Source organism: Pseudomonas sp. SJZ078, from assembly GCF_007828255.1.
GTDB lineage: Bacteria > Pseudomonadota > Gammaproteobacteria > Pseudomonadales > Pseudomonadaceae > Aquipseudomonas.
Genome location: NZ_VIUG01000036.1, coordinates 13,297 through 26,043, shown reverse-complemented (window position 1 = coordinate 26,043; position 12,747 = coordinate 13,297). Strand labels below are relative to the sequence as shown.

Sequence of the window (12,747 nt, the reverse complement as noted above, 5' to 3'; positions counted from 1 at the left end):
CCTGCTGTAATCAACACACCAACCCTGCACGTGGAGAGAACAATAAATGTTGAGATCCCTGAAGTTCACCGCCCTGACCCTGGGCATGATGGGTGCGGCAAGCGCGATGGCGGCGGGCCCGGACCTGACCGTGGTGTCTTTTGGCGGGGCGAACAAGGCGGCTCAGGTCAAAGCCTTTTACGCACCGTGGGAAGCGGCCGGCAACGGCAAAATCGTGGCTGGCGAGTACAACGGCGAAATGGCCAAGGTCAAGGCCATGGTCGATACCAAGAGCGTTTCGTGGGATCTGGTTGAAGTCGAGTCCCCTGAATTGTCCCGTGGTTGTGACGAAGACATGTTCGAACAGCTCGACCCGGCGCTGTTTGGCAAGACCGAAGACTACGTCAAGGGCGCCATCCAGCCTTGCGGCGTAGGTTTCTTCGTGTGGTCGACCGTACTGGCCTACAACGCCGACAAACTGAAAACCGCGCCCACCAGCTGGGCGGATTTCTGGGACACCAAGCAATTCCCGGGTAAACGCGGCCTGCGCAAGGGCGCCAAGTACACCCTGGAATTCGCCCTGATGGCCGACGGTGTCGCGCCAAAAGACGTCTACAAGGTGTTGGCCGGCAAGGATGGTCAGGACCGCGCGTTCAAGAAACTCGACGAACTCAAGCCGAACATCCAGTGGTGGGAAGCCGGCGCACAGCCGCCGCAGTACCTGGCGTCCGGTGACGTGGTCATGAGCTCGGCCTACAACGGCCGGATCGCCGCCGTACAGAAAGAAAGCAACCTGAAAGTGGTGTGGAACGGCGGCATCTACGACTTCGACGCCTGGGCCATCCCGCGTGGCCTGGACAAGACCCGCGCCGAAGCGGCGAAGAAATTCATCGCCTACTCGGTGGCGCCACAGCAGCAGAAGACCTATTCGGAAAACATCGCCTACGGCCCGGCCAATACCCAGGCAGTACCGTTGCTGTCCAAGGATGTCCTGAAAGACATGCCGACCACCCCGGAAAACATCGCCAACCAGGTGCAGATCGACGTCAGCTTCTGGGCTGATAACGGTGAGCAACTGGAGCAGCGCTTCAACTCCTGGGCTGCGAAGTAACCCGACATCCGAGACTGGATGGGATCCATGTGGGAGCGGGCTTGCTCGCGAAGGCGTCATCACTTCCAACATTTATGTTGACTGGTACACCGCTTTCGCGAGCAAGCCCGCTCCCACAGGTTGGGTGTTTCAAAAGAACAGGGGCGGCACACCGTCCCTGTAACGACAAAAAAGATTTGCGGAGTTCGCCATGGCCATCGCCGTTCCACTGAACGCGGGCACCAGCCCCACCTTGAAGCAGCGGCTCAAGCGCGCCGAGCGGGTCAACCGCTGGAAGGCCCAGGCCTTGATCGCGCCGCTGGTGCTGTTTCTGTTGCTGGTGTTCCTGGTGCCAATCGTGGCGCTGCTGTTCAAAAGCGTCAGCAACCCGGAAGTGGTCGGCACCATGCCGCGCACCGTGGCTGCGATTGCCGCGTGGGATGGACGCGGTTTACCTGGGGAGCCGGTGTACAAGGCCGCCAGTGAAGACCTGGCCGACGCTCGCAAGAATCAGACCCTGGGCGATTTGTCCAAGCGCCTGAACATGGAATCGGCCGGCTATCGCAGCCTGCTGACCAAGACCGCTCGCGCGCTGCCGTTTGCCAGCGAGCCGGCTTCTTATAAAGAAGCACTGGAAGGCCTCGATGAGCGCTGGGGCGATCCTGCGTATTGGCAGGTCATCCGCCGTAATACCAGCAACGTCACCCCTTATTACCTGCTGGCGTCCGTCGATCATCGCATCGACGACCTCGGCGAACTGGCCCCGGCCACGCCTGACCAGGCGATCTACCTCGATATCTTCGCCCGCACGTTCTGGATGGGCCTGATCATCACCGCGATCTGCCTGGTACTGGCTTATCCGCTGGCCTACCTGTTGGCGAACCTGCCGTCGCGCCAGAGCAACCTGCTGATGATCCTGGTGTTGTTGCCGTTCTGGACTTCGATTCTGGTGCGGGTGGCCGCGTGGATCGTTCTATTGCAATCCGGTGGGCTGATCAACAGCGCGCTGCTGGCCATGGGCGTCATCGACAAGCCCCTGGAGTTGGTGTTCAACCGTACCGGCGTCTACATCTCGATGGTACACATCCTGCTGCCGTTCATGATCCTGCCGATCTACAGCGTGATGAAGGGCATCTCGCCCACCTACATGCGGGCGGCGATTTCCCTGGGCTGTCATCCGTTCGCCAGTTTCTGGCGGGTGTACTTCCCGCAGACCTATGCCGGTGTCGGCGCCGGTTGCCTGCTGGTGTTCATCCTCGCCATCGGCTACTACATCACCCCGGCATTGCTGGGCAGCCCGAACGACCAGATGGTCAGCTACTTCGTCGCGTTCTACACCAACACCAGCATCAACTGGGGCATGGCCACGGCGCTCGGCGGGCTGCTGTTGCTGGCGACCATCGTGCTTTATCTGATTTACAGCTGGCTGGTGGGCGCCAGTCGCCTGCGCCTGAGCTAAGGGGAGATCGAAATGCTGAGTCCTTACATGTCTCCCGTCGAACGGGTGTGGTTCTACTGCTTGCGCACGCTCTGCGGGTTGATCCTGTTGTTCCTGATCCTGCCGGTACTGGTGATCGTCCCGCTGTCGTTCAACTCCGGCAGCTTCCTGGTGTATCCGCTGCAAGGCTTTTCGCTGCACTGGTACCAGGACTTCTTCGCCTCGGCCGAGTGGATGCGGGCGCTGAAGAACAGCATCATCGTAGCCCCGGCTGCCACGTTGCTGGCGATGGTCTTCGGTACGCTGGCGGCCATCGGCCTGACCCGTGGCGATTTCCCGGGCAAGGCGCTGGTCATGGCCCTGGTGATTTCACCCATGGTGGTCCCGGTGGTGATCATCGGCGTGGCCAGCTACCTGTTCTTCGCGCCGCTGGGCATGGGCAACAGTTTCCTCTCGCTGATCGTGGTCCACGCGGTGCTTGGCGTGCCGTTCGTCATCATTACCGTCTCGGCGACCTTGCAAGGGTTCAACCATAACCTGGTGCGTGCGGCGGCCAGTCTTGGGGCTTCGCCGCTGACGACGTTTCGTCGGGTGACCTTGCCGTTGATCGCCCCGGGTGTGATCTCCGGAGCGCTATTCGCCTTCGCGACTTCGTTCGATGAAGTGGTGGTGACCCTGTTTCTCGCCGGTCCCGAGCAAGCCACCCTGCCACGGCAGATGTTCAGTGGCATCCGCGAAAACCTCAGCCCTACCATCGCCGCGGCGGCGACGCTGTTGATCGCCTTCTCGGTGATCCTGCTTTTGACCCTGGAGTGGTTACGTGGGCGTAGCGAGAAGCTGCGTACCACCCAGGTATAAGTTGGTGTGGGAGCGGGCTTGCTCGCGAAAGCGGTGTATCAGTCGACATAAATGTTGAATGTGCCCCCCTATTCGCGAGCGAGCCCGCTCCCACATTGGGTTTGTGGTGCATTCAGGCGCTGAATGGCAGAACAACGCGCAATACCGAGCTATCCTTGTGCCAGCCCATACTCGAACAAGAGGCCGCGCACATGAGTCTTTCCTCATTCAAGATCGCCCACAAACTGATCACCGGTGCCGCTGCCATCGAGCAACTGGCGGGCGAGCTGACCCGGCTGGATGTGGATAATCCGCTGATCGTCACCGATGCCGCGCTGGTCAAGTCCGGCACCGTGGAACTGGCCCTGCAACACCTGGGCGGGCGCGACTACGAGATTTTCGACCGGGTCATGCCGGACCCGGAAATCGCCATCGTCGAAGACTGCATGCAGGCCTACCGCGACGGTGGCCACGACGGCCTGATCGGCCTCGGCGGTGGCAGCGCCATCGATATCGCCAAGTGCGTGGGCGTCTACGCCGGTTATCACGGCGAGCTGCAGGACATGTTCGGTGTCGATCAGGTACCCCGCAAGGGGCCGCCGATGATTGCCATTCCCACCACGGCGGGTACCGGCTCGGAGGTCACCAACGTGGCGATCCTCTCCGACAAGGCTGCGCAGCTGAAAAAGGGCATCGTCAGCGATTATCTGTTGCCGGACGTGGCACTGGTCAGTCCGCAGATGACCCTGACCTGTCCTCCTGGCGTGACCGCGGCCAGTGGTGTCGATGCGCTGGCTCATGCCGTCGAGTCCTACCTGTCGCTCAATGCGTCACCGATCACCGATGCCCTGGCCATCGGTGCGATCAAGCTGATCAGCCGCGCGTTGCCCAAGGCCTTTGCCAACCCTGCTCACCTGCAGGCGCGCGAGGATATGGCCACCGCCAGCCTGATGGCCGGCATGGCGTTCGGCAATGCCGGGGTCGGGGCGGTGCATGCATTGGCTTATCCGCTGGGTGGGCGCTTCCACGTGTCCCATGGCGTTGCCAACGCCATGCTGCTGCCCTATGTCATGCAATGGAACAAGATGGCTTGCGTGGAGCGCATGCGGGACATTGCCGAAGCAATGGGCATAAAGACCGGCCATTTAAGTGATCTTGAAGCCGCCGACGAAGCGGTGGAGGCCATGGCCGCGTTGTGTAGCGCCGTAGAGATCCCCAAAGGCCTGAGCGGCCTGGGTGTCACCGAGGGCGTGATCCCGTCCATGGCCGTGGAGGCGGCGGGAATCGAGCGGTTGATGCGTAACAATCCACGCAAGTTGAGTGTCGCTGATATCGAGAAGATCTACCGCGCAGCGTATTGATCGTCGGCCACGGTGGGCGCGCCAAATCTTGAGGTATACAATGCGCGCCATCGCGATTTCGCTCAAAACAGGTGCGTCATGCAGCCCTTCGCCATTGCTCCGTCGATCCTCTCCGCCGACTTCGCCCGCCTGGGTGAAGAGGTGGACAACGTCCTGGCCGCCGGCGCCGACATCGTGCACTTCGATGTCATGGACAACCACTACGTACCCAACCTGACCATCGGTCCGATGGTTTGCGCGGCGCTGCGCAAGTACGGCATCACCGCGCCGATCGATGCGCACCTGATGGTCAGCCCGGTGGACCGCATCGTCGGCGACTTCATCGAAGCGGGTGCCACCTACATCACCTTCCACCCCGAAGCCACGCTGCACGTCGATCGCTCCCTGCAGTTGATCCGTGAAGGCGGCTGCAAGGCTGGCCTGGTGTTTAACCCGGCGACACCGCTGGACGTCCTCAAGTACGTGATGGACAAGGTCGACATGGTCCTGCTGATGAGCGTCAACCCCGGTTTCGGCGGCCAGAAGTTCATCCCGGCGACTCTCGACAAGCTGCGCGAAGCCCGTGCGCTGATCGATGCGTCGGGGCGTGACATTCGCCTGGAAATCGACGGCGGCGTGAATGTGGGCAACATCCGCGAAATCGCCGCAGCGGGCGCGGACACCTTTGTAGCTGGCTCGGCGATCTTCAACGCACCGGACTACAGAGAAGTGATTGAAAAGATGCGCGCCGAACTGGCCCTGGCGCGCCCATGAGCGGCTTCGAGCAGCTGTTTCCCGGCTGCCTGCCGCGTCTGGTGATGTTCGACCTTGATGGCACACTGGTCGATTCGGTCCCGGACCTCGCGGCAGCGGTGGACGATATGCTGCTCAAGCTCGGGCGTCCGCCCGCCGGCCTCGAGGCGGTGCGCCACTGGGTCGGCAACGGTGCGCCCATGCTGGTGCGCCGGGCCCTGGCCAATCATATCGATGCCCAAGGGGTCGATGATGCCGAGGCTGAGCGAGCGTTGGAGTTATTCAATGAAGCCTATGAGGGCAATCACCCGCTGACGGTGGTCTACCCCGGTGTGCGCTCGACCCTCAAGTGGCTGCATAAACAAGGCGTGGAGATGGCGTTGATCACCAACAAGCCGGAACGCTTTGTCGCGCCATTGCTGGACCAGGTGAAAATCGGCCGCTACTTCCGCTGGATCATCGGCGGCGATACCTTGCCGCAGAAAAAGCCCGACCCGGCGGCGCTTTTCTTCGTCATGAAAATGGCCAACATCCCGGCCTCCCAATCGTTATTTGTTGGCGACTCGCGCAGCGATGTCCTGGCGGCGAAAGCGGCGGGGGTCAAGTGCGTGGCGCTGAGTTATGGCTACAACCACGGCCGGCCGATCGCAGAAGAGTTTCCCTCGCTGGTGATCGACGACCTGCGCCTGTTAATTCCCGGTTGCCTGGACCCGGCCGCTGAGATAACGTTGCCCGACGCTGTTCAATCCTCTTCTGGAAACGCCATCGTGGTGGTCACTCGCAAACTCTGGATGAAAGTCATGAAGGCCCTGGCCCGCTGGCGTTGGCGCGCCTGACTTGATCCTGGCCGGTTACCCGGCGCGTTTGCATACCTGACTGTCAGCTCCTCTTGCCACGAGGCACCCTCATGATCCGCGAAGAATTCCTGCGCCTGGCCGCTGCCGGCTACAACCGTATCCCGCTCGCCTGCGAAACCCTGGCCGACTTCGACACTCCGCTGTCGATCTACCTCAAGCTGGCCGACCGGCCCAACTCCTACCTGCTCGAGTCGGTGCAGGGCGGCGAGAAATGGGGCCGATATTCCATCATCGGCCTGCCGTGCCGCACGGTGCTGCGGGTCCATGACCATCGCATCAGCGTGACCCACGACGGCGTCGAGATGGAAAGCCACGAAGTCGAAGACCCGTTGGCCTTCGTCGAAACCTTCAAGGCCCGCTATAACGTGCCGACCATCCCCGGCCTGCCACGTTTCAACGGTGGCCTGGTGGGGTATTTCGGCTACGACTGCGTGCGCTATGTGGAAAAACGCCTGGGCTCTTGCCCGAACCCGGATCCGCTGGGTGTGCCGGACATCCTGCTGATGGTTTCCGATGCGGTGGTGGTCTTCGACAACCTCGCCGGCAAGATGCACGCGATTGTCCTGGCGGATCCTTCCCAGGAAGATGCCTACGAACACGGTCAGAAAAGCCTGCAGGCGCTGTTGGAAAAACTTCGCCAGCCGATCACCCCGCGTCCAGGGCTTGATTTCAGCAAGCAGGCGGCCGCCGACCCGGTGTTCCGTTCCAGTTTTACCCAGGCCGATTACGAAAGGGCCGTCGATACCATCAAGGAGTACATCCTGGCGGGCGACTGCATGCAGGTGGTGCCCTCGCAACGGATGTCCATCGACTTCAAGGCCGCACCCATCGATTTGTACCGGGCATTGCGCTGCTTCAACCCGACGCCTTACATGTACTTCTTCAATTTCGGCGATTTTCACGTCGTGGGCAGTTCGCCTGAAGTGCTGGTGCGGGTCGAGGACAACCTGATCACTGTGCGGCCGATTGCCGGTACTCGCCCTCGTGGCGCTACGGAAGAGGCGGATCGGGCGCTGGAAGAGGACCTGTTGTCGGATGCCAAGGAAATCGCCGAGCACCTGATGCTGATCGACCTGGGCCGCAACGATACCGGGCGGGTTTCGGAGGTCGGTTCGGTAAAACTCACCGAGAAGATGGTCATCGAGCGCTATTCCAACGTGATGCATATCGTGTCGAACGTCACCGGCCAGTTGAAGGCCGGGCTGACGGCCATGGACGCCTTGCGGGCGATCCTGCCGGCGGGAACGTTGTCGGGCGCGCCGAAAATCCGCGCGATGGAAATCATCGATGAGCTGGAGCCGGTCAAACGGGGTGTATACGGTGGCGCCGTGGGTTATTTCGCCTGGAACGGCAACATGGATACCGCCATTGCCATCCGGACCGCGGTGATCAAGAACGGCGAACTCCATGTGCAGGCCGGTGGTGGCATTGTTGCCGATTCGGTGCCGGTGCTGGAATGGGAAGAAACCCTGAACAAGCGTCGGGCGATGTTCCGGGCCGTGGCGCTGGCCGAGCAGACTGCAAACGATTGACGTCAGCAGCCCTCCAGGCAGAACTCAATCCCCGTGGGAGCAAGCCTGCTCGCGATAGCGGCGTATCAGGCACATCGACTTTGAATGTGCTGCCGTCAATCGCGAGCAGGCTCGCTCCCACAAGGGGTACCATCAGAAATCCAGGCTGACTCCCAGGCTCACCCCTTGCTGGGTGAGGTCATCGTCCTTGCGCAACGTATAACCTCCTCGCAATGCCAACTCGCTCGTCAACTGATGGCTGATCCCCAGGCTCAGGCGATTCAGGTGGCTCTGTGGCGTGTAGCCTTCAAGCGTGAAGTCGTTGGCCGGCACACTGTTGAGGGCCATATTCACCTTCTGCGTGTCATCTTCATACTCACGTTCGTGGGCATATTCGCCAAACACCTGGGTCTGGCGGGTCAGGTTGTATTTGCCCTGCAAACCAATGCCCAGGCGTTTCGAGTCGCGGGTCTGGTCATCGAGCGTCAGGGCTGTGGAACGGTTGCTCTTCTCGGAGTAGCCGTCGACTTCCACTTTCGCATAATCGGCACTGATGAACGGTGACAGGTGCCATTCGCTGCCGGGCCGGGCAATGTCGTAGCCCAGGCGACTGCTGAACGCCCAGAGACGGCCGTCGGTATCGCCTTTCTCCTGTGCCTCGCTGGCGCCCAGGTCGAATTTGCGTTCCAGGTTGTCGTAGTCGAGTTTGCCGCCGGTCAGCGCTGCGTCAGCCCACCAGCGATTCTGCTGGAACTGGGCGAATGCGGTCGCCAGGTAGCTGTTTAGCCTGTAGTCCGAATCGTTATGGCCTGCTTCCATGTCCTGGCGATAGAAGCCAGCGGCCACGCCCACGCGCCAGGCTTCGTTGAGGCGATAACTGCCTCCGATACTGAGGTTCTGGCCACTGCCATCGGCGCTGGCGCTGTTGCTCTGGTTGTCCAGGTCCAGATGCTGACCGCCCCCCGCGACGATCGCGCGCCACTGGCCGACTGCCTGCCAATTGCCCCAATCCGATTGCCATTGGGTACGCAGTTCATCCTGGTGGGCTCGAAGCGTCGAATGGGCCATTTCAGGCAGCAATGTCAGCTCCCAGGGTGCCGAGAGCAGGGAGTAGGCATAGTCGGCGATCAGCTTCTGTCCGGCTTCGGTAGGGTGGACCGAGTCGTTGTAGACCAGTTTGCTCGGGTCAGGTGTGGCGCTGTGGAGGCCATAAGTGGGGTTTTCGGTGCAGCCGTTGCCGCTGAAGCACGTAGCGATGAGATTCGTACCGCTGGCAAAGCCGAATCGTGCTGGGTCGGCGAAGCTTTCCTGCAACAACAGTGGAACATTCAGTGGAATGACTTCGGCGTCGATACCTTGCAGTCGGGTGATCAACTGCTGGTTGAACTGGCTACTGAGCTGCGAAACGGCATTCTGCAACGGGGTACCATTCAAGGCAGGTGTCAGGCCCAGATCGGGCAGCAGCCAGACCATCAGGTATCGGGCGCCCGCTGTTTGCAGGGTCTGGACGCTGTTAGCCAGACGGTCCGCGGCATCCTGCGCCTGCCGAGGGGTCAAGACCAGGCCCTGGAGAAAATCGTTGCCGCCACCGGAAATGTAATACAACGCGTTCGGATCGGCGCGCAGTCCGTTGGCCAGGTAACCGGCACGGCTGCGTTCGCCGGTATTGGAAACGGTGGTGATCGAGTCGAGAATCTGGTCGGTGCGGTAGCCGCCCACGGCCCAGTTGTTGCCGTCCGCCAGCCCCGCGTTGGCACGGGCTGCCGAGGTGGAGGCGGCGGTTTCATCGGCGGAGTAACCCAGCTGTCCACCGAGCAGTTGGGTGGCGTTGGCAGAATAGACCTCACCGCTGCCATTCAGGTAGACCGGGCCGGTGCGGTTGGTAAAGCGTCGGGTCGCCCCGGGCGGGCCGTCGGGGTCTGTGAGCTGGCCGGCGTCGTTGAGGCTGTCACCGAAGACGATGAAGCTGGAGTAGGGGGTTGCGCTTGCATGGACGCTGGCCATCGCCAGCAGGCAAGCGGTGACAGGTATGAACAACGTATGTCTGATCATGGGCAAAGTCCGTTTTGTCTTGTCGTTGCTGGAATAACGACAGCGTCAGACTATTTGCGTTCGGCCATCCATCCGGAACGTTGCGATTGTTTGCAGGCCCTTCGGGTCGCTCATATTGCGCGCTCCGTCCAGCTAAGCTACTGTGCCGGAACGTATGAACGAGACTTCCCCCGTGTCGATTGTCAGCAAACTTCTGGATCAACTGATCAAGGCTCACGCCCGTTGGCGTTGGCGCGCCTGACCGTTCTCTGCCGGCCTCGCCGGACCTGTACCGATTTGCCTTCTTTACCCGCTTTAAAGCCGTTTCGCTGGCGCACGATTTGCCCGGCCAAGCGCAGTACCGTGCGGGTTCTCTTCGAAGGCTGTATTTAAAGTCAGTGAATTCAATAGGTTGCTTACGCCATGTTGCTGATGATCGATAACTACGACTCCTTTACCTACAACGTTGTGCAGTACCTCGGCGAGCTGGGCTCGGAAGTAAAGGTGGTGCGCAACGACGAATTGACCATTGCCGAGATCGAAGCCCTCAAGCCTGAGCGCATCGTGGTTTCACCTGGTCCCTGCACGCCGACCGAAGCGGGGATCTCCATCGAAGCTATCAAGTACTTCGCCGGCAAACTGCCCATCCTCGGCGTCTGCCTGGGCCATCAATCGATCGGCCAGGCCTTCGGTGGCGATGTGGTGCGGGCCCGTCAGGTCATGCACGGCAAGACCAGTCCGGTGTTCCATGAAGACAAGGGTGTGTTCGAAGGCCTGAACCGTCCTCTCACCGTCACCCGCTATCACTCCCTGATCGTCAAGCGCGAAACCCTGCCTGACTGCCTGGAACTGACCGCCTGGACTCAACTGGAAGACGGTTCGGTGGACGAAATCATGGGGTTGCGCCACAAGACGCTGAACATCGAGGGTGTGCAGTTCCACCCCGAATCCATTCTTACCGAACAGGGCCACGAGCTGTTCGCCAACTTCCTCAAACAAACCGGCGGCACGCGCTAAGGACTTTCCATGGATATCAAGACAGCCCTGGGGCGTATCGTTGGTCATCTCGACCTGAGCACCGACGAGATGCGCGACGTGATGCGCGAAATCATGACCGGACAGTGCACGGATGCGCAGATCGGCGCCTTCATGATGGCCATGCGCATGAAGAGCGAAAGCATCGACGAAATTGTTGGTGCGGTCTCGGTGATGCGTGAACTGGCGGACAAGGTCGAACTCAAGACCCTGGCTGGCGTGGTGGATGTGGTGGGCACCGGCGGTGATGGCGCCAATATCTTCAACGTTTCCACTGCCTCGGCTTTCGTCGTCGCGGCCGCCGGTTGCACGGTCGCCAAGCATGGCAACCGCGCGGTTTCGGGCAAGAGCGGCAGTGCCGACTTGCTGGAAGCGGCCGGCATCTACCTGAACCTGACGCCGGTCCAGGTAGCCCGTTGCATAGATAACGTGGGTATCGGCTTCATGTTTGCCCAGACCCACCACAGTGCCATGAAGCATGCCGCCGCACCGCGTCGTGACTTGGGCCTGCGTACCCTGTTCAACATGCTCGGCCCGCTTACGAATCCGGCCGGTGTGAAACATCAGGTGGTGGGTGTGTTCAGCCAGGCGCTGTGCCGGCCGTTGGCGGAAGTCTTGCAACGCCTGGGCAGCAAGCACGTTCTGGTGGTTCATTCGAAAGACGGCCTGGACGAATTCAGCCTGGCGGCGCCGACATTCGTAGCTGAACTTAAAAATGACCAGATCAGCGAATACTGGGTCGAACCTGAAGACCTGGGCATGAAGAGTCAGAGCCTGCACGGCCTGGCCGTGGATGGACCGGCCCAGTCGCTGGAGTTGATCCGCGATGCCCTGGGGCGCCGCAAGACCGAGAATGGCCAGAAGGCTGCGGAAATGATTGTGCTCAACGCCGGCGCTGCTTTATACGCTGCCGACCATGCCAGCAGTCTCAAGCAAGGTGTGGAACTGGCCCATGATGCATTGCATACCGGCCTGGCTCGGGAGAAGCTTGAGGAGCTGGGTGCCTTTACTGCCGTATTCAAAGTGGAGAACGAAGGATGAGCGTGCCAACGGTTCTGGAAAAAATTCTGGCTCGCAAGGCCGAGGAAGTGGCTGAACGCAAGGCTCGGATCGGTCTGGCCGAGTTGGAAAACCTGGCGCGTGCGGCGGACGCTCCCCGTGGCTTCGCCAATGCACTGATCAATCAGGCGAAGAAAAAGCAACCGGCGGTGATTGCCGAGATCAAGAAGGCTTCTCCCAGCAAGGGTGTGATCCGTGAGCATTTCGTACCGGCCGATATCGCTCGCAGCTATGAGAAGGGCGGTGCGACTTGCCTTTCGGTGCTTACCGACATCGATTTTTTCCAAGGCCACGACGACTATCTGAAGCAGGCACGTGCGGCTTGCAAGCTGCCGGTGATCCGTAAGGATTTCATGGTCGATCCGTATCAGATCGTGGAAGCTCGCGCCCTGGGCGCCGACTGCGTGTTGTTGATCGTTTCCGCGCTGGATGACGTGAAAATGGCCGAACTGGCCTCCGTCGCCAAGGATGTAGGACTGGATGTGTTGGTGGAAGTGCATGATGGCGACGAGCTGGAGCGAGCCCTGAAAACCCTCGATACCAAGCTGGTCGGCGTGAACAACCGCAACCTGCACACCTTTGAGGTCAGCCTGGAAACCACCCTGGATCTGTTGCCGCGTATCCCGCGTGATCGCCTGGTCATCACCGAAAGTGGCATCCTCAATCGGGCCGATGTCGAACTGATGGAAGTCAGCGATGTGTACTCGTTCCTGGTGGGCGAGGCGTTCATGCGGGCTGAAAGTCCGGGAACTGAACTGCAACGCCTGTTCTTCCCCGAACGTGGCACTCCGGTGACAGGTTCGGCGCTGGATTGATC

General features: G+C 60.8%; 11 protein-coding genes. 10 read left to right on the top strand and 1 reads right to left on the bottom strand.

Translation table 11 applies throughout. The features are described 5' to 3' along the window. Positions 1-46 precede the first annotated feature (46 nt). The 7 genes from FBY02_RS24065 (at position 47) to trpE (ending at position 7,826) form a co-directional block, all read left to right on the top strand. Complete coding sequence (locus FBY02_RS24065; protein WP_047702277.1) at positions 47-1,090, top strand: ABC transporter substrate-binding protein; 1,044 nt, start codon at positions 47-49, stop codon at positions 1,088-1,090. A gap of 190 nt (positions 1,091-1,280) precedes the next feature. Beyond that, positions 1,281-2,528 carry an ABC transporter permease gene (locus FBY02_RS24055; RefSeq protein WP_144930584.1) on the top strand — a complete coding sequence of 416 codons (1,248 nt, stop codon included), beginning with the start codon at positions 1,281-1,283 and terminating at the stop codon, positions 2,526-2,528. A 12-nt stretch (positions 2,529-2,540) separates the two neighbouring features. Beyond that, positions 2,541-3,365, top strand: coding sequence for an ABC transporter permease (locus tag FBY02_RS24050; protein WP_144930583.1), 825 nt, complete (start codon positions 2,541-2,543; stop codon positions 3,363-3,365). Between the two features lie 191 nt (positions 3,366-3,556). Further along, positions 3,557-4,705, top strand: a complete 1,149-nt coding sequence (locus FBY02_RS24045) for an iron-containing alcohol dehydrogenase (protein ID WP_144930582.1) — start codon at positions 3,557-3,559, stop codon at positions 4,703-4,705. A gap of 78 nt (positions 4,706-4,783) precedes the next feature. Further along, entirely contained in the window at positions 4,784-5,458 is a 675-nt protein-coding gene (gene rpe / locus FBY02_RS24040) for a ribulose-phosphate 3-epimerase (RefSeq protein WP_144930581.1), read from the top strand. Continuing rightward, positions 5,455-6,273 (top strand): phosphoglycolate phosphatase, encoded by an 819-nt coding sequence (locus FBY02_RS24035; RefSeq protein WP_144930580.1) that lies wholly within the window; start codon positions 5,455-5,457, stop codon positions 6,271-6,273. The genes rpe and FBY02_RS24035 overlap by 4 nt, the downstream gene beginning before the upstream one ends. A 71-nt stretch (positions 6,274-6,344) precedes the next feature. Next, positions 6,345-7,826: an anthranilate synthase component I gene (gene trpE / locus FBY02_RS24030; protein ID WP_144930579.1), complete on the top strand. Its 1,482-nt coding sequence runs from the start codon at positions 6,345-6,347 to the stop codon at positions 7,824-7,826. A 132-nt stretch (positions 7,827-7,958) separates the two neighbouring features. Here the strand turns inward: trpE and estP are convergent, their stop codons facing one another. Further along, positions 7,959-9,857, bottom strand: coding sequence for an esterase EstP (gene estP / locus FBY02_RS24025; protein WP_144930578.1), 1,899 nt, complete (start codon positions 9,855-9,857; stop codon positions 7,959-7,961). A 402-nt stretch (positions 9,858-10,259) separates the two neighbouring features. On the opposite strand from estP, the gene FBY02_RS24020 reads away from it, so the two are divergent. From FBY02_RS24020 to trpC, 3 genes are read left to right on the top strand one after another with little or no spacing between them, the layout of a single operon-like run. Next, a complete protein-coding gene (locus tag FBY02_RS24020; RefSeq protein WP_018928869.1) occupies positions 10,260-10,853 on the top strand; it encodes an aminodeoxychorismate/anthranilate synthase component II in 594 nt (197 codons plus the stop codon). A gap of 9 nt (positions 10,854-10,862) precedes the next feature. Continuing rightward, positions 10,863-11,912: an anthranilate phosphoribosyltransferase gene (gene trpD / locus FBY02_RS24015; protein ID WP_144930577.1), complete on the top strand. Its 1,050-nt coding sequence runs from the start codon at positions 10,863-10,865 to the stop codon at positions 11,910-11,912. Continuing rightward, complete coding sequence (gene trpC / locus FBY02_RS24010; RefSeq protein WP_144930576.1) at positions 11,909-12,745, top strand: indole-3-glycerol phosphate synthase TrpC; 837 nt, start codon at positions 11,909-11,911, stop codon at positions 12,743-12,745. Before trpD ends, trpC begins: the two co-directional genes overlap by 4 nt. Positions 12,746-12,747: the final 2 nt, after the last annotated feature.